The 22,688-nt window shown below is 73.7% G+C and carries 23 protein-coding genes and 1 pseudogene; 16 read left to right on the top strand and 8 right to left on the bottom strand.

Features of this window, described 5'->3' with window-relative positions; genetic code table 11:
* Positions 1–211: 211 nt before the first annotated feature.
* The 7 genes and pseudogenes from murC to ACZ51I_RS30930 all read left to right on the top strand — a co-directional run bounded on the left by murC (position 212) and on the right by ACZ51I_RS30930 (position 5,647).
* The gene (gene murC, locus ACZ51I_RS30960; protein ID WP_468882505.1) at positions 212–1,603 is read left to right on the top strand and encodes a UDP-N-acetylmuramate--L-alanine ligase; all 1,392 of its coding nucleotides are present in this window, start codon (positions 212–214) and stop codon (positions 1,601–1,603) included.
* 15 nt (positions 1,604–1,618) lie between these two features.
* Entirely contained in the window at positions 1,619–2,026 is a 408-nt protein-coding gene (msrB, locus tag ACZ51I_RS30955) for a peptide-methionine (R)-S-oxide reductase MsrB (protein WP_468882502.1), read from the top strand.
* Between the two features lie 76 nt (positions 2,027–2,102).
* Positions 2,103–3,170 (top strand): annotated as a pseudogene (locus ACZ51I_RS30950) (WXG100-like domain-containing protein); the annotation flags it as partial.
* A 111-nt stretch (positions 3,171–3,281) separates the two neighbouring features.
* Positions 3,282–3,878 carry a YwqJ-related putative deaminase gene (locus tag ACZ51I_RS30945; protein WP_468882524.1) on the top strand — a complete coding sequence of 199 codons (597 nt, stop codon included), beginning with the start codon at positions 3,282–3,284 and terminating at the stop codon, positions 3,876–3,878.
* An 11-nt stretch (positions 3,879–3,889) separates the two neighbouring features.
* On the top strand, positions 3,890–4,363 hold the full coding sequence (locus ACZ51I_RS30940) for an SUKH-3 domain-containing protein (RefSeq protein WP_468882500.1): 474 nt from the start codon (positions 3,890–3,892) through the stop codon (positions 4,361–4,363).
* Positions 4,356–4,751, top strand: coding sequence for a YwqJ-related putative deaminase (locus tag ACZ51I_RS30935; RefSeq protein ID WP_468882498.1), 396 nt, complete (start codon positions 4,356–4,358; stop codon positions 4,749–4,751). Before ACZ51I_RS30940 ends, ACZ51I_RS30935 begins: the two co-directional genes overlap by 8 nt.
* Positions 4,748–5,647, top strand: coding sequence for an SUKH-3 domain-containing protein (locus tag ACZ51I_RS30930; protein WP_468882495.1), 900 nt, complete (start codon positions 4,748–4,750; stop codon positions 5,645–5,647). The genes ACZ51I_RS30935 and ACZ51I_RS30930 overlap by 4 nt, the downstream gene beginning before the upstream one ends.
* Positions 5,648–5,658: 11 nt before the next feature.
* Here ACZ51I_RS30930 and ACZ51I_RS30925 read toward each other — a convergent pair whose 3' ends face one another.
* Both ACZ51I_RS30925 and ACZ51I_RS30920 read right to left on the bottom strand, forming a co-directional pair.
* Positions 5,659–6,444 (bottom strand): SDR family NAD(P)-dependent oxidoreductase, encoded by a 786-nt coding sequence (locus ACZ51I_RS30925; protein WP_468882493.1) that lies wholly within the window; start codon positions 6,442–6,444, stop codon positions 5,659–5,661.
* Between the two features lie 100 nt (positions 6,445–6,544).
* Positions 6,545–7,387: an NmrA family NAD(P)-binding protein gene (locus ACZ51I_RS30920; RefSeq protein ID WP_468882491.1), complete on the bottom strand. Its 843-nt coding sequence runs from the start codon at positions 7,385–7,387 to the stop codon at positions 6,545–6,547.
* 90 nt (positions 7,388–7,477) lie between these two features.
* Here ACZ51I_RS30920 and ACZ51I_RS30915 point away from each other — a divergent pair, with 90 nt between their 5' ends.
* Positions 7,478–8,536: a cupin domain-containing protein gene (locus ACZ51I_RS30915; protein WP_468882489.1), complete on the top strand. Its 1,059-nt coding sequence runs from the start codon at positions 7,478–7,480 to the stop codon at positions 8,534–8,536.
* On the opposite strand, the gene fusA is transcribed toward ACZ51I_RS30915, so the two are convergent.
* On the bottom strand, positions 8,482–10,482 hold the full coding sequence (fusA, locus tag ACZ51I_RS30910) for an elongation factor G (RefSeq protein ID WP_468882487.1): 2,001 nt from the start codon (positions 10,480–10,482) through the stop codon (positions 8,482–8,484). The genes ACZ51I_RS30915 and fusA overlap by 55 nt on opposite strands.
* A gap of 602 nt (positions 10,483–11,084) precedes the next feature.
* On the opposite strand from fusA, the gene ACZ51I_RS30905 reads away from it, so the two are divergent.
* Positions 11,085–11,618, top strand: coding sequence for a DUF6232 family protein (locus tag ACZ51I_RS30905; RefSeq protein WP_468882484.1), 534 nt, complete (start codon positions 11,085–11,087; stop codon positions 11,616–11,618).
* Between the two features lie 15 nt (positions 11,619–11,633).
* Here the strand turns inward: ACZ51I_RS30905 and ACZ51I_RS30900 are convergent, their stop codons facing one another.
* Both ACZ51I_RS30900 and ACZ51I_RS30895 read right to left on the bottom strand, forming a co-directional pair.
* Positions 11,634–12,050: a VOC family protein gene (locus ACZ51I_RS30900; RefSeq protein WP_468882482.1), complete on the bottom strand. Its 417-nt coding sequence runs from the start codon at positions 12,048–12,050 to the stop codon at positions 11,634–11,636.
* A gap of 219 nt (positions 12,051–12,269) precedes the next feature.
* Positions 12,270–13,001, bottom strand: a complete 732-nt coding sequence (locus ACZ51I_RS30895; RefSeq protein ID WP_468882480.1) for a CTP synthase C-terminal region-related (seleno)protein — start codon at positions 12,999–13,001, stop codon at positions 12,270–12,272.
* Positions 13,002–13,097: 96 nt separating this feature from the next.
* On the opposite strand from ACZ51I_RS30895, the gene ACZ51I_RS30890 reads away from it, so the two are divergent.
* From ACZ51I_RS30890 to ACZ51I_RS30875, 4 genes are all read left to right on the top strand, one after another.
* Complete coding sequence (locus tag ACZ51I_RS30890; protein ID WP_468882478.1) at positions 13,098–13,622, top strand: tetratricopeptide repeat protein; 525 nt, start codon at positions 13,098–13,100, stop codon at positions 13,620–13,622.
* Between the two features lie 7 nt (positions 13,623–13,629).
* Complete coding sequence (locus ACZ51I_RS30885; RefSeq protein WP_468882475.1) at positions 13,630–14,511, top strand: LysR family transcriptional regulator; 882 nt, start codon at positions 13,630–13,632, stop codon at positions 14,509–14,511.
* Between the two features lie 49 nt (positions 14,512–14,560).
* Positions 14,561–15,520: a DUF1444 domain-containing protein gene (locus ACZ51I_RS30880; RefSeq protein ID WP_468882472.1), complete on the top strand. Its 960-nt coding sequence runs from the start codon at positions 14,561–14,563 to the stop codon at positions 15,518–15,520.
* 76 nt (positions 15,521–15,596) lie between these two features.
* The gene (locus ACZ51I_RS30875; protein ID WP_468882470.1) at positions 15,597–16,739 is read left to right on the top strand and encodes a M24 family metallopeptidase; all 1,143 of its coding nucleotides are present in this window, start codon (positions 15,597–15,599) and stop codon (positions 16,737–16,739) included.
* Between the two features lie 18 nt (positions 16,740–16,757).
* On the opposite strand, the gene treZ is transcribed toward ACZ51I_RS30875, so the two are convergent.
* Positions 16,758–18,509: a malto-oligosyltrehalose trehalohydrolase gene (gene treZ, locus ACZ51I_RS30870; RefSeq protein WP_468882467.1), complete on the bottom strand. Its 1,752-nt coding sequence runs from the start codon at positions 18,507–18,509 to the stop codon at positions 16,758–16,760.
* A gap of 54 nt (positions 18,510–18,563) precedes the next feature.
* Entirely contained in the window at positions 18,564–19,556 is a 993-nt protein-coding gene (locus ACZ51I_RS30865) for a GNAT family N-acetyltransferase (RefSeq protein WP_468882464.1), read from the bottom strand.
* 137 nt (positions 19,557–19,693) lie between these two features.
* On the opposite strand from ACZ51I_RS30865, the gene ACZ51I_RS30860 reads away from it, so the two are divergent.
* From ACZ51I_RS30860 to ACZ51I_RS30850, 3 genes are all read left to right on the top strand, one after another.
* Positions 19,694–20,242 (top strand): FHA domain-containing protein, encoded by a 549-nt coding sequence (locus ACZ51I_RS30860; protein ID WP_468882463.1) that lies wholly within the window; start codon positions 19,694–19,696, stop codon positions 20,240–20,242.
* 123 nt (positions 20,243–20,365) lie between these two features.
* Complete coding sequence (locus tag ACZ51I_RS30855) at positions 20,366–21,478, top strand: cytochrome P450 (RefSeq protein ID WP_468882460.1); 1,113 nt, start codon at positions 20,366–20,368, stop codon at positions 21,476–21,478.
* A gap of 81 nt (positions 21,479–21,559) precedes the next feature.
* Positions 21,560–22,051: a hypothetical protein gene (locus ACZ51I_RS30850; RefSeq protein WP_468882459.1), complete on the top strand. Its 492-nt coding sequence runs from the start codon at positions 21,560–21,562 to the stop codon at positions 22,049–22,051.
* On the opposite strand, the gene ACZ51I_RS30845 is transcribed toward ACZ51I_RS30850, so the two are convergent.
* Complete coding sequence (locus tag ACZ51I_RS30845) at positions 22,052–22,660, bottom strand: hypothetical protein (RefSeq protein WP_468882457.1); 609 nt, start codon at positions 22,658–22,660, stop codon at positions 22,052–22,054.
* Positions 22,661–22,688 lie beyond the last annotated feature (28 nt).

Genomic DNA, 22,688 nt, shown 5'->3' with positions numbered 1-22,688 from the left:
GGGTTTGCGGGGGGGGGTGTTCTCTCGGGCACGACGAGGGTTGGGTTTTTCGGGTGGGGGGCTGGTGCGCAGACGGGGCGAAGCACCCCGGCGGGTCCGTGCCCCCCGCCCCGCACGGGGCGGGGGGCACGGACCCGCCGACCGCCGGGGCTCCGGCCGGAGCCACTAGGCTGGAGGCTTCCAGAACCACGCACACCGGGGAGAGATCCGCATGGCACCCGCCATTCCCGCCGCCATGGAACGGCCGCACTTCATCGGCATCGGCGGTGCCGGAATGTCGGGCATCGCGAAGATCCTCGCCCAGCGCGGCGCCAAGGTCGCCGGCAGCGACGCCAGGGACTCCGCGACCGCCGAGTCGCTGCGCGCGCTCGGCGCCACCGTGCACATCGGCCACGCCGCCGAGCACCTCGCCGACGACGCCTCCGCCGTCGTCGTCTCCAGCGCCATCCGCGCCGACAACCCCGAGCTGGCCCGCGCCGCCGAGCTCGGCATCCCCGTCGTCCACCGCTCCGACGCGCTCGCCTCCCTCATGGACGGCCTGCGCGCGATCGCCGTCGCCGGCACGCACGGCAAGACGACCACCACCTCCATGCTCGCCGTCGCCCTCACCGAGCTCGGCCTCGACCCCTCGTACGCCATCGGCGGCGACCTCGCGGGTCCCGGCACCAACGCGCTGCACGGCGCGGGCGAGGTCTTCGTCGCCGAGGCCGACGAGAGCGACCGCAGCTTCCAGAAGTACGACCCCGAGGTCGCGATCGTCCTCAACGTCGAGCTGGACCACCACGCGAACTACGCCTCCATGGACGAGATCTACGAGTCCTTCGAGGCCTTCACCGCCAAGATCCGCACCGGCGGCACCCTGGTCGTCGGCGAGCACGCGGGCGCCCGCGAACTGGCCCGCCGCGTCGCGGACCGCGACGGCCTGGACATCGTCACCGTCGGCGAGTCCGAGGACTCCGACGCGCGCATCCTCAAGATCGTCCCCAACGGGATGAAGAGCGAGGTGACCGTCCTCCTCGACGGCGCCGAGCACACCTTCACCGTCTCCGTCCCCGGCCGCCACTACGCCCACAACGCCGCCGCGGCCCTCGCCGCCGGCGCCCGCGTCGGCATCGACCCGGCCGAGCTCGCCCAGGCCCTGACCGCCTACACGGGCGTCGGCCGCCGCCTCCAGCTCAAGGGCGAGGCCAGGGGCGTCCAGGTCATCGACTCGTACGCGCACCACCCCACCGAGATGACCGCCGACCTGGAGGCCATGCGGGGCGCCGCCGGCGCCTCCCGCCTCCTCGTCGTCTTCCAGCCGCACCTCTTCTCCCGCACCCAGGAGCTGGGCAAGGAGATGGGCGACGCGCTGGCCCTCGCGGACGCCTCCGTCGTCCTCGACATCTACCCGGCCCGCGAGGACCCGATCCCGGGCATCACCAGCGAACTGATCATCGCGGCCGCCGAGCGGGCCGGCGCCGACGTCACGCCCGTCCACGACAAGGAGACGGTCCCCGACGTCATCGCGGGAATGGCCGGCCCCGGCGACCTCGTTCTCACGATGGGCGCGGGCGACGTCACGGACCTCGGTCCGAAGATCCTCGCCCGCCTGTCGAACTGAGGGAGTGGACGAACGATGGCGTACGAGGTCGAGAAGCCGGACGAGGAGTGGCAGGCGCAGCTGACCCCGTCGGAGTACCAGGTGCTCCGGCTGGCCGGCACGGAGCCCGCGTTCCGCGGTGAGTACACCGACACGAAGACGAAGGGCGTCTACTCCTGCCGCGCCTGCGGGGCGGAGCTCTTCACGTCGAACGAGAAGTTCGAGTCGCACTGCGGCTGGCCGTCCTTCTACGACCCGAAGGACAGCGCCGCCGTCGAACTCGTCGCGGACACCTCGCACGGCATGATCCGCACCGAGGTCCGCTGCGCCCGCTGCGGCTCCCACCTGGGCCATGTCTTCGAGGGCGAGGGCTACCCGACCCCGACGGACCAGCGGTACTGCATCAACTCGATCTCGCTGCGCCTGGAGCCCGAGGAGGGCTGACCCGGACGGTTCGTCAGCTGCCCCCTGTGGTAGGACTGTTGCGGATTGCAAACAGCCTGCGACGGGGGGCAGAAACGTGGCTGTCACGGTTCCGGACTGGGCCGACACCCTTCTCGATCTGATCGGTGTGGCCTGGCCGAACGTCGACGAGGACGCGTACCGCGAGATGGCGGACGCGCTCCGGGAGTTCGCGGACGACCTGGAGGACGACGGTCAGCTCGCGAACAACCATTTCGAGCGGCTGTTGTCCTCGGGCCAGGGCGAGTCGATGGACGCGCTCAACGAGCACTGGTCCAAGGTCAAGAGCAAGCACATCAAGGACATCTCCGGTGCGGCCCGCACGATCGCGGGCGGCCTGGACACGGCGGCCGGCGCGATCGAGGGCATGAAGCTCGCGGCGCTGGTGCAGCTCGGCTACCTCGCCTCCGAGGCGGGCATCGCGATCTCCCTCATCCCGGTCACCGGCGGTCTGTCCGCGCTGATCGGCGCGGGCGCGATGCGGGCCACGCAGGAGGTGATCAAGCGGCTGATCAAGGAGTGTGTGGAGGAGGCCGTCGGTTACGTCGTGGCGGCGATGACCGAGCCGGCGGTGGCCGCGCTCGAGGGCATGGCGGCGGACCTGGTCGTGCAGCTGGGCGCGGTGGCGATCGGTCTGCAGGACGGGGTCGACCTCGGCCAGACCAAGAACGCCGGTACGGACGGCTTCAAGGACGGGGTGCAGTCGAGCAAGGACGCGATGCACCTGGCCTCGGCCGGAGCCGGTGGCGGAGGTTCGAAGGGCAGCGGCCTGAAGAACCTGCACATCGAGCACGCCGAGCACACCCACGCCTCCACCCAGCTCAACACGGTCAGCGTGAGGATCCACGGCAAGACGGCCGGCAAACTCACGAAGGCGAAGACCGCGCACGGCCGCACCCGGGGCCGTGACTCGATCGCCGACGCGATCGACCCGATCGCCGACAAGGCGATGGAGGCCCTGACCAAGGCCGCGAAGTCGATGGGCGACCACGTCGGGCAGACGCTCCCCAAGGTCGTCAAGCAGATCTCCGTCGACCACAAGAACACCGACGACGACCTCCGCGACCGCTTCGCCCGCCAGCGCAAGGGCGACCACGACAACAAGGGCGGCGGCGGTGGAGGCGGCGGCGGTGGCGGAGGTGGTGGCGGCGGCAACGGCGGCTCCGGATCCGGCGACGACCCCAAGGGCAAGCGCATCACCCCGGCCCCGCCGTGGCACGGCAGCTCGGCCGGCACCATGCGCCACCACCGCACCGACCCGCTCGACGTCAGCCACCTCACGCCCGAGCAGCAGCGCGAAGCCCTCGTCCAGGAGACCCGCGACCTCGCCGATCGGGCGCGGCGGGCCGACCCGGACAACAAGGAGGACCCGAAGCACCAGATCGACCTGGCCAAGACCAGGTTCCCGGTCGGCGAGCACCTCGTCAAGGACAACAGCTGTGCCGGCGGGCTGCTCCACGACGGCGTCGTCACCAGCCAGACCAGCGCGACCAAGTTCGAGGGCCAGAACAAACCCGATCTGCATCCGGCGGTGCAGGACCTCTATGACCAGGTGAAAGCCAAGATCGAGGCGGGGGACGGCAGGTTGGGCGCGGGCCATGGGCAGTGCGCCGAGGCCGTGCTCCTCTCGGACCGGCTCCGCCAGCTCGACCCGGGCGGCACCAACATCAGTACGCTCGACCACCTGCGCGACGCGATGAACGGCGCGCAGATGTACTCCGTGCAGATCGGGAAGGACCCGCGCGGAGAACTCTCGCACAACGACTACAAGAAGCCGTGCCGGTCGTGCGCGATCGCCCTCGACATGGCCGGCATCACCGCCTTCGCAGGTTAGGAGCCCTTTTCATGCCCCGCGTCAAAGTTCCCGCGGACGTCGACGCCTGGTTCGGCGAGTACGGCTGGGTTCCCGGCCGGAAAGCCGAGGAACAGGCCGCGGCGTTCGTGGCCGAGGTGGTCGAGGAGAGCCGGAAGAGCGGCCACCCGGTGGAGCCGTTCGCCGCCGCCACCGACTTCCTGACCGAGCACGCCGGCCTCCGCGTGACCCACGACGTCCAGCGTCAGGAGCACCTGCACTTCACCCCTGTCCCCGTATGGAGCGACCTCTTCGAGGACATCGCCGAGCTGAGCCGTGGCCTGGGCGCGCGGGTCTTCCCGATCGGCTGGGACTCGGGGGAGGGCGAGGTGCTCGTCATCGACGAGCAGGGCCGCTTCTTCAACATGAACAGCTTCGGCAACTACTACATGGGCACCGGGAAGCACGAGGCCATGATCGGCCTCTTCAATTGGCCCATGCAGGACGCGGAGGACCTCTATGTCTGACCTCATCCCCGGTACGGCGGCCTCGCTGCTCATCCACGGAACCATCACCAGCCACACCAACCTCACCGGTGACGGCGAGCCGCAGCTCCACCCCGCCGTGCGGGAGTTCTTCGACGGGCTCCCGCCGGCTCTGCGCGAGCCCTTCGTCGGCTACTGCGCCGAGTCCGCCCTCGTCTCCGACGAGCTCTACGGCTTCGACCGGCAGCGCGGTGACGGCCGTGCCGCCACCCTCGACGAGGCCGTTCCGCACTTCGCGGGCGCGGCGATCGTCGCCCGCAAGATCCGCCCGCACGGCGACCCCGAGCACGGCACCGAGGCGGACGTCTGCCGTTCCTGCACGGCGCTCCTCGACCGGCTGGGCGTCACGATCCTCCACGACCAGGCATGACCGGTGTACTGACGGAGGCGGGCTGGCGGCCGGGGCGCGACGCCGGGGACGCCGCCATGCTCGCGGTCCTCGTCACGGTGACCGTCGGCGCGGAGCTCTTCCCCGCCGCCGAGCGGGCGCTTCGCGAGTTCCACGGCCTCACCGTCCTGCCCGCCGCGACCGGCGGCCGGGAGGTCGCCGCCGTCGGCAGCGTCGTCGACCCCCGCCAGGCCCGCCACGACGTCCCGTCCCTGAACCGGCTCGCCGGTTCCCTCGGCGTACGGCTCTTCCCCTTCGGCCGTACGGACACGGACGCGCCGCTCGCGGTCGACGAGCACGGCCGGCTCCTCATGCTGGGCCCCGGAGGGCCCTGGCTGCTCGGCGAGACGGTCCACGACGGCCTGACGGCGCTCGCCCATGGCGTCGCGCCGGTACGACTCCGCCCGCCCCGGTGGCGCTTCCCGCTTCCCGGCCGTGCGAACGGGCTCGGCGCGGCGGTGCGGGCCGCGCTCGTCGCGGTCTACGTCCTGCACAGCACGGGCGTGTTCGGCGCCCGCGCGCTGCACCTGCGGGCCACCACCCTGCGCGGGATCGGCGTCGTGGCCGTGGACGAGGAGTTCCCGCTGCGCCCGGGGGCGCTCGAGGCCAACGCCGAGCCGCTCGACGAGGCGATGACCGCCCGCATCGAGGCGGCCGGGGCGCGGCCGGGGTCCTGCGAACTGACCCTCACGGTGTCCGCCCCGCCCGGCACGGAGGGCCCGGCGGCGACGGTCACCTGCGCCGTGACGGTGGGCGGCGAGACCGAGGGCCCCGCCCTGACCCTGTCGGCCGCGCTGTCCGCGACGACCGGTGCCACGGCCGAGGCCCTGGCGGCCTGCGCCCAGCGCCTCGCCGACTGGGCGGGCTCCCCGGCCTGACCGCCGGTGCCTCAGTGGACGGAGAACCCGCCGTCCACGAAGAGGGACTGGCCCGTGACGTACGCCGAGGAAGCGCTCGCCAGGAAGACGGCCGCCCCCGCGAAGTCCCCGGCCAGGCCGTTGCGCCCGACCATGGTGCGCGCGGCCAGGGCGGCGACCCTCTCGGGGTCGGAGGAGAGGCGCCGGTTGAGCGGGGTCATCACGAAGCCCGGGACCAGGGTGTTGGCGGTGACCCCGTACGGGGACCAGGCCTCGGCCTGCGAGCGGGCCAGCGACTCCAGAGCCCCCTTGGACACCCCGTACGCCCCGCTCTGCACGAACGCGCGGTGCCCCTGCTGAGACGTGATGTGGATGATCCGGCCGAAGCCGCGCTCCGCCATCCCGGGACCGAAGCGCCGGCCCAGCAGGAACGGCGCCTCCAGGTTCACCGCCATCGTCGTGTCCCACACCTCCTCGTCCAACTCGCCGAACGGCGGACGGAGGTTGATCCCGGCCGAGTTCACCAGGATGTCCGGCTCCCCGAAGACGGCCGCCGCGGCCTCGGCCCCCGCCCTGACGCCCTCCCGGGTGCCCAGGTCGGCGCTCACCCAGGCCGCCCGGCAGCCGTCGGCCGTCAGCTCGTCGACCGTCGCGACGAGCTCGGCCTTCTTGCGCGCCACGATCACCACGCTCGCCCCCGCCCTGGCGAGAGCCCCGGCGATGGCCTTCCCGATGCCCGAACTCCCGCCGGTGACCAGGGCGGTGCGTCCGTCGAGCGAGAACAGCTCCGAGAGGTATCCGGACGGGGTGGTACTCATGAAGGTCGCTCCTCATACCGATGGCGGGCAGGTACACGCATCCTGGCACACGCGTTCGGGGCGCCGGCCTGACCGCCCGGCGTCATCACCACGACACCCGCTACACGGACCAGACCCCGGTCGCGGCCGTGGCCCGCACGTACTCCGAGAAGTCGCGGGGTTCGCGGCCGAGGGCCCGCTGCACGCCGTCGCCGAGGGTGGCGAAACGGTTCTCGGCGATCCAGCCGAAGAGCAGGTTCATCAGGGCGGTGAAATCTTGCGGCAGGCCGTGCCGCTCCGCGTACGCCGTGAACTCCTCCGGTGAGGCCGGACGGTACGTGATCTCCCGGCCCGTCGCACGGCCGATCTCCTCGGCCACGGCACCCAGGCTCCACAGCCGGGGTCCCGACAGCTCGTACGCCTGCCCGGCATGACCGGCCTCGGTCAGCGCCGCCACGGCGACGTCCGCGATGTCGTCGGCGTCGACGAACGGCTCCGTGCCCGCCCCCGTGGACCACACCAGCTCGCCGTCCAGCACCTGCCCGTGGAAAAACGGTTCCTCACCGAAGTTCTGCGCGAACCAGGCCGGCTTCAGGAGGGTCCACTCCGCGCCCGACTCCCGCACCGCCCGCTCACAGGGCAACTTCTCCTCGCCCTCGGCCGCCACCCAGTCGCGGTGCGAGAGGAGGACCAGCCGCTCGACCCCGCCGGACGCGGCGAGCTTGCCGAAGGCGCGCATCGAGGTCGCCGCGTCGCTCTGCATCGAGTCGACCAGATAGGCCGCGCCCACACCCTCCAGCACCGGCTCCCAGGTGTTCTCGTCGTTCCAGTCGAAGCGGACGGCCCCCTTGCGGGACGCCGCCCGGACCTCGTGACCGCGCTCCTCGAGGCGGGAGACCACGCGGCGGCCCGTCTTGCCCGTTCCGCCGAGGACCAGGATCGGTTTCGTGTTCGTCGTCGTCATGCGCTCAGTCAACCGGCGAGCCGGTGAGTCGCGGAATGGCCCGCACGCTCACTTCGATGTCCCAGACGCTCACGCCCTAGACTCGGCGGGGTGGATCCGCTCGCCAGCCTGCTGTACGAAGTCCGTTCCGACGGGGCCCTGTTCAACCGCAACATCCTCGCCCCGCCCTGGTCGATCGGCTTCGCCCACCGGACGCCCCTCGCCATCGTCACCGTGCTCCGCGGCTCCGGCTGGGTCGTCCCCGGCGGCGATGTCGCACCCGTCGCCCTCGGGCCGGGCGACGTGGCCCTCGTGACCGGCGCGGAGCCGTTCTCCGTGACCGACGACGGCTCCGCGGAGACCCCGCCCTTCTACGTCGTCCACCCCGGCCACTGCACGACCGCCGACGGCGAGGACGTCAGCGAGGACGTCATCCTCGGCCTCCGCACCTGCGCCAACGCCCCCGGCGGCACGACCGTCCTCCTCACCGGCAGCTACCAGGTCGACGGCCGGGTCTCCGAACGGCTCATCGGAGGGCTTCCCCGCGTGCTCGTCGTCCCCCGGGAAGGCGAGATCGGACCGATCCTGGAACTCACCGACAACGAGATCAGCCGCGACGACCCCGGCCAACAGGCCGTCCTCGACCGGCTCCTGGACCTCCTGCTCCTCTCCACCCTCCGGGAGTGGTTCGCCCGCTCCGAGGCCGACCCGCCCGCCTGGTACCGCGCCCTCGGCGACCCCGTCGCGGGCCGGGCCCTGCGCCTCCTCCACGACCGGCCCGCGCGCCCGTGGACCGTCGCCACCCTCGCCCAGGAGACCGGCGTCTCCCGCGCCACCCTCGCCCGCCGCTTCGGCGACCTCGTCGGCGAACCGCCCATGACGTACCTGACCGGCTGGCGCCTCGCCCTGGCCGCCGACCTGCTGGCCCGTACAGACGCCACCGTGGAGTCGATCGCCCGACAGGTCGGCTACCGGAGCGCGTTCGGGCTGAGCGCGGCCTTCAAGCGGGTGTACGGAACCAGACCCAGCGACTCCCGTACGGCGCCGGGACCTCCGGCGCCGTACGGGCTCGCCGCCGGCGAGGGCGGTGACGAGGAGCCCCGCCCGCTCCGGTCCTACGGGGCCGGGGCGTACCCCGCGGGCCGGGTGGTGAAGGTGCCCCGGCCCTGAGTGCGGCCGCGGAGGCGGGACGCGTAGCCGAAGAGCTCGGCCAGCGGGACCGTCGCCGAGACCACCGCCGTACCGGAGCGGGTCGTCGAGTCCGTGACCCGGCCCCGGCGGGCCGCGAGGTCACCGAGGACCGGGCCGACCGACTCGGCCGGCACGGTGACCGTCACCTCCGCCACCGGTTCGAGGAGGGTCATCACGCTCGCGCGGAGCGCCTCGCGCAGGGCGAAGCGGCCCGCCGCGCGGAACGCCATCTCCGAGGAGTCCTTCGGATGCGTGGCGCCGTCCGTGAGCGTGACCCGGACACCCGTCACCGGATGGCCGCCGAGGGGACCCTCGACGAGCGCGTCCCGGCAGCCGGCCTCGACCGCGCGGACGTACTCCTGGGGAACCCGGCCTCCCGTGACCGTGGAACCGAAGACGAACTCGTCGTCGGCCGCCGGCCCGACGTCGAGGACGACATGGGCGAACTGGCCCGCCCCGCCGTCCTGTTTGACATGGCGGTACAGCAGACCGGAGACACCCTTCGCCACCGTCTCCCGGTACGCGACCTGCGGCCGGCCGACCGTGACCTCGAGGCCCCGGTCGCGCCGCAGCTTCTCCACCGCGACCTCCAGGTGCAGCTCGCCCAGACCGGACAGGACGGTCTGGCCCGTCTCCGGGTCGGACCGCACCACGAGCGAGGGGTCCTCCTCGGAGAGCCGGGCGAGAGCCGTCGCGAGCCGGCCCGTGTCCGTGCCGCGGCGGGCCTCCAACGCGACCGAGACCACCGGGTCGGCGGTCGTCGGCGGTTCGAGGACGACCGGCGCGTCCGGGGCGCACAGCGTCGACCCGGCACGGGCGGACTTCGGCCCGACGACGGCGACGATGTCCCCGGCGCGCGCCACGTCCACCTCCGTCGCCCGGTCGGCCTGGACACGCAGGACGCGGGCGATCCGCTCCGTACGCCCCGCGGTGGTGTCGAGCACGGTGTCCCCCTTTCCGAGCGTGCCCGCGTAGACGCGGAGGTAGGTCAAGCGGCCGGTCGCGGTCGCGTTCACCTTGAACGCGAGCGCGGTGAACGGCGCCTCCGGGTCCGCCGGCACCTCGCCGCGCACCGGCGGCATGTCCGACGGGGCCGGGAGGTACGCGACGACGGCGTCGAGCAGCGGCTCGATGCCCCGGTTGCGGTACGCCGAGCCGCACAGCACGACCACGGCCGCGCCGGAGAGGGTGAGGTCCCGGAGGGCGCCCGTGAGGGTCGCCCCGGAGAGGGCGTCCCGCTCGCAGAACTCCTCCAGGGCACCCGGGTGCAGCTCCGCCACCGTCTCCTCCAGGCGTCGCCTGCGGTGCCGGGCCTCGTCCCGGAGCTCTTCGGGGACCGGAAGGTCCTCGAAGGTGTCGGCGCCGTCGGCCCACACGTACGCCCGCATCCGGACGAGGTCCACGACGCCCGTGAAGCCGTCCTCGCGGCCGATGGGGAGCTGCACGGCGAGCGGGACGGTCCCGAGGCGGTCCCGGATCGACGCCACGGCGGCGTCGAGCTCCGCGCCGGCCCGGTCCAGCTTGTTGACGAACGCGAGGCGCGGGACTCCGTGCCGGTCGGCCTGGCGCCACACCGTCTCGCTCTGCGGTTCGACGCCCGCGACGGCGTCGAAGACGGCGACGGCGCCGTCGAGGACGCGCAGCGAGCGTTCGACCTCGTCGGAGAAGTCGACGTGACCGGGCGTGTCGATCAGGTTGATCCGGTGGCCGGCCCAGTCGCAGCTGACGGCCGCGGCGAAGATCGTGATGCCCCGGTCCCGCTCCTGCGGGTCGAAGTCCGTGACGGTCGTGCCGTCGTGGACCTCGCCGCGCTTGTGGGTGGCACCGGTGAGGTAGAGGAACCTCTCGGTGACGGTGGTCTTTCCGGCGTCGACGTGGGCGAGGATGCCGAGGTTGCGGATGCCGGGTGTGGTGGTGGTACGCACGGTGTCGTGCCTTTCGCTGCTGCGTCGTGTGAAGAACAGGGCAGCGCGATTCCCGGAGACGACGGTCAGGGGCCTGACGGCGTCACGGGCGGCGATGACGGGCGCGCAGCCGTCACCGCTCGGCGGAGGAGGCGAGGATCACGTCGTACCGGGCACGGGCGGACGACACGGCGGCGGCGTTACGGCAACGCACGGTCGTCTCCCCTCGGTCGGACGTCTCACGACGGCACACCGGTCGGTGCGCCGTGACGGGAGTGTAGGGAAGCGAACGGGCCGCGCGACAACGGTTTTTGGCTGCTTCTCGTCTGCTCCACGGGGTCCCCCGGGTGCTTAATGGTGCTCCCGCGACGGGCGGGTGGGACGGACAGAGGGTTTCGGGGGAACACATGGGAAGCGTCGCTCCACCGCCGTCGGCACCACCGCCCGACGGGCCGCCGAACGGGACGGGGACGGACGGGACGGGGACGGACGGGACGGCGCGGGCGAGACCACCGGCGGGGCCCCCGTCGGCGTGGCCCCAGCCGGCGGGGGCACCACCGGCGGGGGCACCACCGGCGGGCGCGTCGCCTCGGGTCGCTCCGCCGTCCCCCTCGGTGCCGCCGATGCCACCGATCGGGTCGGGGTCGCGCCGCAGACGCGTCCTCGATCTCCGGGTCCGCCGCCGCATGCTGTGGGTGGGCCCCGCGGCCTTCCCGCTGCACAACATCACCCGGGTCGAGGCCTACAAGGACCAGCCCGACGTGGGCCAGATCCTCCTCCGGCTCATGAAGTGGATCTTCGCGGCCCTCCTGCTCTACGCCGCGGCCGACTACGTCACCGGGGGCGAGGCGCGCATCGGGGAGAACGGCAACCCCGTGGCCGTCCTCCCGCTGCTCGTCCTCGCCGGTTTCGCCCTCAAGGACGTCTTCCGGATGTCGAAGCCGGTGCTCGCGATCGACACCGCCGGCGGCGCGACGGTGATCGTGACCCTGCCGACCATCGAGGAGCTGCGGCAGATCGCCGGCCAGATCGTGAACGCGATCGACAACCCGGCGGCCGAGTTCACCACGGTCGTGGAGCAGTACACCACCACGAACCACTTCGGCCCCGTCGTGAACATGCGCGGCGGCCGGAGGAACACGGGGATCGGCGGGTAGCGAGCGGGTCCGGCCTCAGGCGGTCGGGTCCGCCGGCTGGAGCAGGTCCCAGCGGTTGCCGTAGAGGTCCTCGAAGACGGCGACCGAGCCGTACGACTCGTGGCGCGGCTCCTCCAGGAACTTCACGCCGGCCGCCGTCATGCGCTCGTGGTCACCCGCGAAGTCCTCCGTGTGGAGGAAGAAGCCGACCCGGCCGCCCGTCTGATTGCCGACCGAGGCCTCCTCGTCCTCGTTCTTCGCGCGGGCCAGGAGCAGCCCGGCGTTGCCGAGGCCGCCGACACCGGCCGCGCCGCGCGGGCGGACGACGACCCACCGGCTTCCGTCGCCCCGGTCGGTGTCCTCGACGAGTTCAAAGCCGACGGCGTCGGTGTAGAAGGCGATGGCCTCGTCGTAGTCACGGACGAGGAGGGTGACGAGTGCGATGGACGGCATAACCTCAACGTAATACGCGCAAGCGGTAGGAACCCACCCGTGCCGACCCGCGTCGTGGCGGGGGGTGACCCTTGCGGGTCGGTTGTCCGAACGAGGGTCCGGGGGAGGGGCGGGCAAGGGTCGGCCCCGAGGGTCGCGGGCCCGCGGCCGCTCCCCGCCGCGCCTTCGTCGGGCCCGCGACAGCCCCCCGCCGCGCCCGTGCCCCCCATGGGCCGCGGGCTACCGGACCCCGCCGCCCGCGTGTTCCGTCGCCGCCACGGCCAGCGCACGGATCAGCGGGTGGGGAAGCGTGCCGTCGCCCGACAGCTCCGGCTGGAAGAGGGTCGCCAGGAAGAAGGGGTGGGAGGGGAGCTCCGCGATGCGGATCCCGCCCTCCTCGTCCGCGCCCGTGAAGCGGAGGCCGTGCGCGCGCAGGGTGTCCAGGTGCCGGCTGTCCGGGCCATAGTTGCAGTGGTAGCGCTCCGTCGTCCGCTCCGCGCCGAGCGCCTGCTCGGCGAGCGAGCCCGGGGTGACCCGTACGACGCCCTCGTGGCCCACGAGCGAGCAGGCGAGCGGCGCGATCAGCAGGTCGTCCGCGTCGGCCGCCGGGTCGTTCTCGGCGTGCGCCGCCCGCTCCAGGCCGCAGACGTCCCGGGCGTACTCGATCAGGGCGTGCTGGAAGCCGCCGCAGGTGCCGAGGAACGGGATGCCGTCCTCGCGGGCCGTACGGATCGCCGCCAGGGCCCCCGCCTCGCTCGCGTACGGGCTGCCCGGCAGCACCCACACCGCGTCGAAGCCCTTCACCGCGCCCGGGGCCTCCGCGTCGCCCGTCGGGATCCAGTACGCGTCGAGCGCGAGCCCGTCGCGTTCGGCGAGGGCGTCGAGGAGGACGGGGATGCGGACGTGCGAGCGGACGTGCGGGGAGCGGTCGCCGACCAGGGCGATGCGGGGGGTGTGCGTGTTCGTGTTCATGACCACCATGCTGGGCGGCCACCCCGGTTCACGTCCAACGATGATCACTGCACTCTCCATCACGGATGCTTATGAAGGTCCGGCTAGGGTGGCCGTATGACGAACGATCAGGACTGGGAGACCCGCGTCGCCGCGCTCTGGGAGCGCCTCGACGACCACGAGCCCGCCGACTTCCGCGCCGCCGTCGCCGCCCTCGCCGCCGAGCGGTCCGCCGACGACCCGGCCGCCGTGTTCGAGCAGGGCGCCGCCCACGACTCCACCGGCATGCCCGAGGAGGCCGTCACCCTCTACCGCCGCGCCCTCGGCCTCGGCCTCACCGGACTGCGCCGCCGCCGGGCCGTCATCCAGCTCGCCAGCAGCCTGCGCAACCTCGGCCGCCCCGACCACAGCGTCGAACTCCTCACCGCCGAACGGGCCCTGCCCGCCGACCGGCTCGACGCCGACGAGCAGGCCCTCTCCGGCGCCGTCGACGCCTTCCTCGCCCTCGCCCTCGCCGACACCGGCCGCGACCGCGAGGCCGCCGCCCTCGCCCTCGGCGCCCTCGCGCCCCTGCTGCCCCGCTACAACCGCTCCCTCGCGTACTACGCCCGCGCCCTCCTCACCGCCCCCGACGGGTCCTGAGAGCCGCATGGACCCGCACCTCCTCCGGACGTACGTCACCGTCGCCCGGCTCGCCTCCTTCTCCGAGGCCGCGCGCGAGCTGGGCTACACCCAGTCCGCCGTCTCCCAGCACATCGCCGCCCTCGAGAGCGACCTCGGACTGCCCCTGCTGACCCGGCGACCCGTCGCCCCCACCCCCGCGGGGGAACGGCTCCTCGAACACGCAGGGGCGCTCCTGCTCCGGCTCGAGGCGGCCCGCGCCGACCTCGACCGGTTCGCCGCCGCGCCCCGCGCCACCCTGACCGTCGCCGCCTCCCCGCTCGCCCTCACCCCCCGTACCCTCGCGGCGCTGCCCGCCACCGGGGTGACCCTGCGCGCACTGCCCCGCGAGCGGGTGCCCGCCGCCGTCGCCACCGGAGAGGCGGACGCCGGGCTCGTCGACGGGATCGCCGCCCCCAGCGACCCGCTGCGACTGCCCGACGTCGCCCCGCTCGCCGCGAGCGGCGTCGCCGAGGAACCCCTCGCCGTCGTGCTGCCCGCCCACCACCCCCTCGCCGGACGCCCCGGCCTCCGCCTCGACGACCTCGTGGACGCCCGCTGGCTGGACGCGCCCTCCGCCGGCATCCCCCTCGACCGGCTGCGCGCCGTCCACGGCGGGCCCGCCGGACGCGGCTTCCGCACCGCCCTGCGCTACGAGGGCACCGACAGCCGCACCCTCGCCGCCCTGGCCGCCGCCGGGCACGGCCTGGCCCTCCTGCCGCTGCCCGCGACGGACGGCGTCCCCGGCGCTGCCGCCGTCCCCCTGGTCGCGCCCCGCCTCGTCCACCGCACCGAACTCCTCCTCCCGGCGGCGGCGGGACGCGAAGCGGGCGGGCCGGTGGCCGAGTTCGCCCGACGGCTCAGGAGCTGACACCCGCAGTCGCTACCCTGTGCGCAACGGCGAGGGAAGGCGGGCGGGCGTGGGGTGGCTGCGACGAGGACCCAGGCGGGACGGCGACGACGCACCGAGGGACCCCGAGTTCGCGTACTTCTCCCAGCGGGAGGCCGCGCTCTTCCGCGGCCGGGTCCGCGAGACCTTCGCCGAACTCGGCCTGGAGGTCACCGTCTACGCCGACCACGTCATCGACGACAAGGGCCGCCGCTTCGGCCTCGGCAACCTGGCCGCCGTCTGCCACCAGGACGGGCGCGGCCCCCGCGTCTGGCCCGGCATGATCCAGCGCCACATCGGCCTCGTCGTCCGGGCCATGGACGGCCCCTCCGCGCTCGACACCCTGCCGCCCGAGCAGATCCGCGCCCAGCTCTACCCCCGGGTCGTCAGCGGCGACGGCATCGACGCCGGCGCCTTCGGCTACGCCAGGACCGTCGCCCCCGGCCTGTACGAGGTCCTCGCCCTGGACCTGCCGGAGAGCGTCATGATGCTCACCGACGAGGCGCTCGAACGGCTCGGGGACCACAAGCAGCTGCGCGCCCGCGCCCTGCGCAATCTGCGCGGGCTGCCCGTCGAGGAGCACGAGACCGTCCGCGACGCCGACGGCATGTGCTTCGAGATCATCCTCGGCGACTCCTTCTACACCGCGAGCCGCGTCCTCGACCTCGACGGCGTCGTCCAGCGCGTCACCGGCCTCCCGCTCGGCGAGCACGGCGCCCTCGTCGCCCTGCCCTTCCGGCACCAGCTCGCCTTCCACCCCATCCGGGACACCTCGATCATCCCGGCCCTCGGCGCGATGGCCTCGTTCGCCGCCTCCGGGTACGAGGACGTGCCGGGCGCCATCAGCCCGTACGTCTTCTGGTGGCGGGACGGCACGCTCACCCAGCTCAGCGAGCACGACGCGGAGCGCGGCGACCTGCGGATCGTCGTCGGCGACGACTTCCACGAGCTGCTCGAACGGCTCATCGCCCAGGGACCCGACCGCCGCTGACCCGCTCGCGTCCCGCGCGCCCGCCCGGCAGGATGCCGTACGACGCGACAGCCGAGGACGTCGAGAAGGAGCCCCCATGCCGAGCACGGACGCATCCGAAGAGGTCGCGCCCTTCACCGCGGACGACTACCGGGCCCGGATGACCCGGGCCGCCGAGGCCGCCGCCGACGCCGGCCTCGCGGGCGTCCTCGTCGCCCCCGGACCCGATCTGGTCCACCTCACCGGCTACCGGCCGACCGCGATCACCGAGCGCCTCACCGTCCTCGTCCTCGCCGCCGGCCGGGAACCGGTCCTCGTCGTCCCGACCCTCGAGGCGCCCGACGCCGAGAAGGCCGCCGGGGCCGCCGCGCTCACCCTGCGCGACTGGACCGACGGCACGGACCCGTACGCCGTCACCGCCCCGCTCCTCGACGCCGACGGCCGGTTCGGGATCAGCGACAACGCCTGGGCCATGCACCTCCTCGGCCTCCAGCAGGCCCTGCCCGGCACCTCGTACGTCTCCCTCACCAAGGCCCTGCCCATGCTCCGCGGCGTCAAGGACGCCCACGAACTCGCCAGGATCGCTGCCGCCGGAGCCGCCGCCGACCAGGCGTACCGCGAGATCCTCAAGGTCCGGTTCGCCGGCCGCAAGGAGACCGACGTCGCCGCCGACCTCGCCCGGCTGCTCATGGAGTCCGGCCACTCGCAGGTCGACTTCACCGTCGTCGGCTCGGGGCCCAACGGCGCCGACCCGCACCACGAGGCGGGAGACCGGGTCATCGAGCGCGGAGACATGGTCGTCCTCGACTTCGGCGGTCTCAAGCACGGCTACGGCTCCGACACCACCCGTACCGTCCACGTCGGCGAGCCCACCGACGAGGAGCGGCGCGTCCACGACCTCGTCCGCGAGGCCCAGCAGGCCGGCTTCGAGGCGGTACGCCCCGGGGTCGCCTGCCAGGAGGTCGACCGGGCGGCCCGCAAGGTCATCACGGACGCCGGCTACGGCGACTACTTCATCCACCGCACCGGCCACGGCATCGGCGTCACCACCCACGAACCGCCGTACATGATCGAGGGCGAGGAGCTCCCCATCGTCCCCGGCATGTGCTTCTCCATCGAGCCCGGCGTCTACCTCCCGGGCCGCTTCGGCGTCCGCATCGAGGACATCGTGACGGCCACCGAGGACGGCGCGGGACGCCGCTTCAACAACACCCCGCGCGAGATGGCCATCGTCGAGTAGAGCCCGCCGACGGCCCGGTCAGCCGTCCGTGAGGACCACCGACGACTCGCCGGGCAGGCGCAGCAGGCCGTCCGCCGCCGGGGGGTCGACCTCGTCCCAGGCGGCCAGGACCCGGTCGCGGCCGTTCGAGCCGAGCGGGATCACCGCCGGCTCCTTGCCCAGGTTCACGGCCACCCGCAGGTCCCCGCGCCGGAAGACCAGCCAGCGGGCCTCCTCGTCGAAGGCCACCTTCACGCCCGCCAGGTCCGGGTCCGTCAGATCGGGCAGCGTGCGGCGCAGCGCGATGAGCCGGCGGTGCCAGGCCAGGAGCCGCTTGTGCGGGTCCCGTCCGCGTTCGTCGCGGTCGAGGACCGAACGGTCGCGGGTGGCCGGCTCCTGCGGGTCGGGCACCTCGTCCTCGGACCAGCCGTGCGCGGCGAACTCCCGCTTGCGGCCCCGCCGTACGGCCTCTGCCAGCTCCGGGTCGGTGTGGTCGGTGAAGTACATCCACGGCGTGCTCGCCCCCCACTCCTCGCCCATGAACAGCATCGGCACGGAGGGGCCGGTGAGGACGAGCGTCGCCGCGCAGGCGAGCAGGCCGGGGGAGAGCGAGGCCGAGAGGCGGTCGCCGAGGGCCCGGTTGCCGATCTGGTCGTGCGTCTGGGCATAGCCCAGGAAACGGTGGGCGGGGGTGCGCTCCCGGTGCACCGGACGGCCGTGGTGACGGCCCCGGAAGGCGGAGTACGTGCCGTCGTGGAAGAAGACGCGGGTGAGCGTCTTGGCGAGCGCCGCCATCGGGGCGCGCGCGAAGTCGGCGTAGTAGCCCTGGGACTCGCCGGTCAGGGCGGTGTGCAGGGCGTGGTGGAAGTCGTCGTTCCACTGGGCGTGCACGCCCAGACCGCCGAGCGAGCGCGGGGCGGTGGTGCGCGGATCGGCCTGGTCCGACTCCGCGATCAGGAAGTGCTGGCGGCCCTGCTCCTTCGCCAGCTCGTCGACGGCCTCCGACAGTTCCTCCAGGAAGTGCAGCGCCCGCGTGTCGGCGAGCGCGTGCACCGCGTCGAGCCGCAGCCCGTCGATCCGGTAGTCCCGCAGCCAGGCGAGCGCGCTCCCCAGGAAGTACGCCCGCACCTCGTCCGAGCCCGGCGCGTCCAGGTTCACCGCCGCGCCCCACGGCGTGTGGTGGGTCTCCGTGAAGTACGGGCCGAAGGACGGGAGGTGGTTCCCCGAGGGGCCCAGGTGGTTGTGCACCACGTCCAGGACCACGCCCATGCCGAGCCCGTGCGCCGCGTCCGTGAACCGCTTCAGCGCCTCCGGCCCGCCGTACGGCTCGTGCACCGCCCACGGCGCCACCCCGTCGTACCCCCAGCCCCGCACCCCGGGGAACGGGCACAGCGGCATCAGCTCCACATGGGTGATGCCGAGGCCCGCGAGCTCCCCGAGCCGCGCGGCCGCCGCGTCGAGCGTTCCCTCCGGCGTGAAGGTGCCGACGTGCAGCTCGTACAGGACGGCGCCGCGCAGCCGCAGGCGCGGGGAGTCGTGCCGCCAGGTGTACGCCGCGTGGTCGACGACCGCGCTCAGCCCGTCGGGCCCGTCGGGCAGCCGGCGTGAGCGCGGATCCGGGAGCACGGGCCCGCCGTCGAGCGAGAAGCCGTACCGGTCGCCGTCCACGGCGGGCACCACGCCCGACCACCAGCCGTCCCGTTCGGCGTCCCGGTCCAGGGGGTGACCGGAGCCGTTCAGCTCCAGGGTCACCCGGTCACGGGCGTTCGGCGCCCACACCTCGAAGAGCACGGGAATCCCCTCGTCGACGGTCCAGTCACTCCACCACCGCGACCATCCTGGCAGTCAGGACCCCGACGCGCCCGGCGCGTCCCACACGTAGTTGATCGCGTGCTCGAACGCCACGTAGCCCGCCCGGGCGAAGGCAGCCGCCATCGGCACGTTCCCCAGGTCCGTCGCCGCCCGGATCCGGGGCACGTCCGCGGCGGCCAGGATCCGGGTCCCCTCCGCCAGGATGTCGTCGATGTACCCGTGCCCGCGGTGGGCGGGCAGCACACCGATGTACGCGATGGTGTGGTGGTAGTTGTTCCGGGCGGGCACGACGAAGCCGACCGGTTCGCCGCTCCCCGGCAGCTGGGCGATCCGCCACCAGGCGCGCGGCGAGGAGTAGGTGCCGAGCTCCTCGTCGAAGTGCAGCTCCGCCGCCTTCCGCGCCGACAGGCCGGAGGCCAGATCGGCCTGGCCGTGCGCGTCGAGCGTGCCCTCCATCACGGGTGTCATCAGCGCGAGGAGGTCCTCGCGGTCCCGCACCGGACGGAACTCCAGCCGTCCCGTCGGCTCCGCCACGGGGGTGCCCGGGCGCCACTCCAGGCGCAGCCGCTCGACCAGCGGCCGGGCGCCCGTGCGCTCCAGGACGGAGAACAGGGACTCCAGCCGGGAGCGGGTCTCCGGGACCTCGCGCCAGTCCGCCGGCAGGAACCGCCCGAACTCCGGGCGCCGCTCGCCGGCCGGGACCACCGCGGCCGTCGCCGTCTCCAGGAGGCGCAGACCGATCTCGGCGCACTCCTCCGGGGTCAGCTCCGGCGCGAGGTCGAAGAAGTCGAGCGCCTGGGGCGCGGAGCCCGCCGCGTGGGTCCACCAGGCGAGCCGGCCGAGGAGCCGGTCGCCGTCGAGCGCCACCCACATCCACGCGGGGAGGCGGCGGCCGGTGACGAGGTCGTCGGCGAGCTCGTGGTCGAGCGAGTACGTGAGGCGGAGGAACAGGTCGAGTTCCCCGGGCCCGGCGAGCGGGCGGATGACGAGGTCGTGGTGGAGCGCGGTCGAAGAAGACGTGGTCACGTCGTGTGTCCCCCGGGGGATCGCTGGGTGCGGAGCCCGCAGACCGTAACAGCTACGGCGCCGCGGCCGCCCGGGAGTTTCTCCAGGTCAGCGGCGCTTCTGGACACTTCGGGCCCGACGGGCCGACAATCTCGGGTGTGACGACCCCTTTCGAGCTTCCGGCGAACTCCCCTCGGCTGACCGACGCCGAGCGGGACCGCGCGCTGGTGCTGCTCCGTGAGGGCGCCGCCCAGGGCCGCCTCTCGCACGACACCTTCCTCTTCCGGATGGAGCGCGCGCTCCAGGCCCGCAGGCCCGACGAACTCGCCCTGCTCACCGCCGACCTGCGGACCGAGGGCACCTGGACCCGGCGGGTGGTCGGCGCGGTCGAGCGGATGTCCGCGTTCACGGCGCGGATCGGGCGGGCCTGGAGCGCGGAGCGGCTGCCGAAGCTGCTGCTGCCGCGCCCCGGCCCGTACCCGCTGCGGATAGGCCGCGACCCGGTCAACGGGCTGCGGCTCAGCCACGAGACGGCCTCCCGGCTGCACGCCGAACTCTCGCTGCAGGGCGGCCTGTGGGTGCTGCGCGACCTCGGCTCGACGAACGGCACCACCGTCAACGGGCGGCGGGTCACCGGCGCCGTGGTGGTGCGGCCCGGGGACGTCGTCGGTTTCGGCCAGATGTCCTTCCGGCTGTCGCACGACTGACCCCTTGATGTTCACTCGTCCGGCGGTACGCGGCGGGCGCTGAGGCGCGCGCGGTGATGGTCTGGGAAGACGCGCGCCACGTTCTCCGGCCGCGGCACCCACCGCCGATCGACAGGGGTCGAGATGAGCGACGCGCCGAACCGCGAGCCGAACCGGGGCACGGGGAACGACCGGCCCTCCGGAGACCCCTGGACCCGGCTGCCGTCCATGGCGCCGGCACCCGCCACCCGCCGCCGCCGCCGCACGCCCGGCCCGGCACCCGCCGCCGGTCGGGTACGCCCCCTGGCCGACCCCGCCGCCGCCGGCCCCGTCCCGCCCGGCGGGCGGACCGTCGCGCCGAGCCCCCTCGACCCGGGCGCCACGCGGGACCCGCACCGGATCCACCGGACCCTGCGCGAGCGGTTCCCCCTCACGTACGACCCGCTGCTGCGGGCCTGGGTCCTCAGCCGGTACGCGGACGTGGCCACCGCGCTCACCGACTCGCGCTTCACGCACGGGCACCGGCCCGGCGACCCGCCGTGCGCGCGGGCCCACGTCGACGTCGACATGGAGGCCCTGCGCGCGGTCACCGAACGCACCGCCCACGTCCTGGCCCGCCGGATCGCCGAACGGTCCCAGGCAGACCTGGTCACCGACTTCTGCCACTGGCTGCCCGCCGGCATCGTCGCAGCCGCCGTCGGCGTGCCCTACCGCGACATGATGCGGCTCGTACGCGGCCGGGCGGCGGGCGCGCTGGCGGGGGAGTGCGGCGGGCAGATCGCCGTACGCGAGAAGGCGCTCGCCTCCTTCCTCGGCAACGTGCTCGCCGACCCAGACCAGGTCGCCGCCCTCCGCGACGCACCCGCCGGACTCGTCGCCCGCGCCTGGACCGAGTCGCTGCGCCGGGACCCGCCCGTGCAGATCGCGGTGCGCCGCACCAGCGCCGAGGTGCCGGTGAGCGGCGGTGTCGTCCCGGCGGGCGCGTCCGTCGCCCTGCTCGTCGGTTCGGCGGGCCGCGACCCCGAACGCTTCCGCGAGCCCGACCGCTTCGACCCGTTCCGCGACGACCCGGGCCAGCTCACGTACGGGGCGGGTTTCTGCCCGGCGGTCCTGCTCGCCCGCCTCGAGGCGGAGTACGCCCTGCGCGCCCTCTTCACGGCCATGCCCCGACTGCGTCTCGCCGACGGTTTCCGCCCCACAGCCACGGGGCTCATCACGCGGGCCCCCCGGAGTCTGATCGTCCGTCCGGGCGGCTGAGGGGCCCCGGGACCGCTGTTAGGGTGACGTGCGCTCGTCAAAACGAGCTTTCGTTCTACCACTTCCAACGGGGATTCAAACATGAAGATGCGTCATGTCCGCGCGATCGCTGTGTTCGGCATCGCGGTGGTCGCCCTGACCGGTGCCCGCGGCTCGCACGGCGGCAGCTGCGGGGGCAGCTCCGGAAGCAGCCACAGCAGCGGCAGCAACCACAGCGACAACGACGGCGGCTCGGGCAGCACCTCCGGCGGCTCCGTGTCCGGCGGCGCCGGCAGCGCCGACAAGGCCTCGCGCGACGTGACCATCGACGAGTGCACGTACGACCCGGCGACGAAGAACCTCGTCGCCCGGATCACCATCAAGAACGACGGCCTCATGGACTACGACTACGACGTCAGCATGAAGTTCACCGGCGCCGCCGGTGGCACCGCCGTCCCGGCCACCGCCAGGACGACCGCCATCGCCGTCAAGGCGAGCGCCTCCAGGAGCGTCGAAATGACCACCTCGTACCCGGGATCCGGCGACGGCTCCGAGTACACCAAGTGCGAGGTCACCCGAGCCTCCCGCTCCTGATCACCCCCGGGTTCCGGACAGGACCCGGCCCGCGGACGCGGCGGGATCCTGTCCGGAGCGCCAGACCGAGGCCATCAGGAGCGCGCCGGGGAGGATTCCGGCGACGCTCGCGATGACGGCGGCCGGGGCGTCGAGCGCCGCGAGGACCAGGCCCGCCGCCCCGCAGGCCGTGAGCGAGGCGGCGAGGGCGTGCAGGGCCGGCCGGCGCCAGGCGGCCGCCAGGCCGAAGAAGTGGACGCCGACGACGAAGGCGATCCAGCCCACGGCCGCCTGCGGGAGGTGCAGCACGCGGCTGATCACCAGGAGCCCGACCGCGAGCCCGAGCACCTCGGCCGCCACCACGTACCAGTAGCGGCGCCCGAATCCGGTGACGGCCCCGGTGTCGCCGTCGGCTTCGGCACCGGTGGCGGCTCCGGCCCCTGTGGCCGCCTCGGGCGCCTGCGCGGCCCGGCCGCGCCGCCGCCCGAAGACGACCACGCCCAGGAACGCGGCGATCGCGAGGAGGCGCAGCGGAGTGGCGACCGCCGTCGGCAGAGCGCCCGCGTTGGCCTGGACGAAGACGAGCCCGAAGGCGGCGCCGATGAGCCGGCCGGTTTGATCCTTTGTCATGATCATCAGCTTGTCATGGGGCCGGGCC

The organism is Streptomyces sp. NPDC034084 (assembly GCF_055575535.1).
The sequence above is the reverse complement of the archived record's forward strand: the minus strand, read 5'-3'. Positions and strand labels throughout refer to the sequence as shown.

What these genes read in the sequence shown, in the direction of transcription:
- ACZ51I_RS30845 (WP_468882457.1), bottom strand. Translation starts at nt 22,660, where the DNA reads ATGACAAAGGATCAAACCGGCCGGCTCATCGGCGCCGCCTTCGGGCTC.
- msrB (WP_468882502.1), top strand. Translation starts at nt 1,619, where the DNA reads ATGGCGTACGAGGTCGAGAAGCCGGACGAGGAGTGGCAGGCGCAGCTG.
- ACZ51I_RS30935 (WP_468882498.1), top strand. Translation starts at nt 4,356, where the DNA reads ATGTCTGACCTCATCCCCGGTACGGCGGCCTCGCTGCTCATCCACGGA.
- ACZ51I_RS30875 (WP_468882470.1), top strand. Translation starts at nt 15,597, where the DNA reads ATGCCGAGCACGGACGCATCCGAAGAGGTCGCGCCCTTCACCGCGGAC.
- ACZ51I_RS30945 (WP_468882524.1), top strand. Translation starts at nt 3,282, where the DNA reads ATGCGCCACCACCGCACCGACCCGCTCGACGTCAGCCACCTCACGCCC.
- ACZ51I_RS30940 (WP_468882500.1), top strand. Translation starts at nt 3,890, where the DNA reads ATGCCCCGCGTCAAAGTTCCCGCGGACGTCGACGCCTGGTTCGGCGAG.
- ACZ51I_RS30890 (WP_468882478.1), top strand. Translation starts at nt 13,098, where the DNA reads ATGACGAACGATCAGGACTGGGAGACCCGCGTCGCCGCGCTCTGGGAG.
- ACZ51I_RS30900 (WP_468882482.1), bottom strand. Translation starts at nt 12,050, where the DNA reads ATGCCGTCCATCGCACTCGTCACCCTCCTCGTCCGTGACTACGACGAG.
- ACZ51I_RS30850 (WP_468882459.1), top strand. Translation starts at nt 21,560, where the DNA reads ATGAAGATGCGTCATGTCCGCGCGATCGCTGTGTTCGGCATCGCGGTG.
- murC (WP_468882505.1), top strand. Translation starts at nt 212, where the DNA reads ATGGCACCCGCCATTCCCGCCGCCATGGAACGGCCGCACTTCATCGGC.
- ACZ51I_RS30885 (WP_468882475.1), top strand. Translation starts at nt 13,630, where the DNA reads ATGGACCCGCACCTCCTCCGGACGTACGTCACCGTCGCCCGGCTCGCC.
- ACZ51I_RS30920 (WP_468882491.1), bottom strand. Translation starts at nt 7,387, where the DNA reads ATGACGACGACGAACACGAAACCGATCCTGGTCCTCGGCGGAACGGGC.
- ACZ51I_RS30925 (WP_468882493.1), bottom strand. Translation starts at nt 6,444, where the DNA reads ATGAGTACCACCCCGTCCGGATACCTCTCGGAGCTGTTCTCGCTCGAC.
- ACZ51I_RS30895 (WP_468882480.1), bottom strand. Translation starts at nt 13,001, where the DNA reads ATGAACACGAACACGCACACCCCCCGCATCGCCCTGGTCGGCGACCGC.
- ACZ51I_RS30930 (WP_468882495.1), top strand. Translation starts at nt 4,748, where the DNA reads ATGACCGGTGTACTGACGGAGGCGGGCTGGCGGCCGGGGCGCGACGCC.
- ACZ51I_RS30905 (WP_468882484.1), top strand. Translation starts at nt 11,085, where the DNA reads ATGCCACCGATCGGGTCGGGGTCGCGCCGCAGACGCGTCCTCGATCTC.
- ACZ51I_RS30855 (WP_468882460.1), top strand. Translation starts at nt 20,366, where the DNA reads ATGAGCGACGCGCCGAACCGCGAGCCGAACCGGGGCACGGGGAACGAC.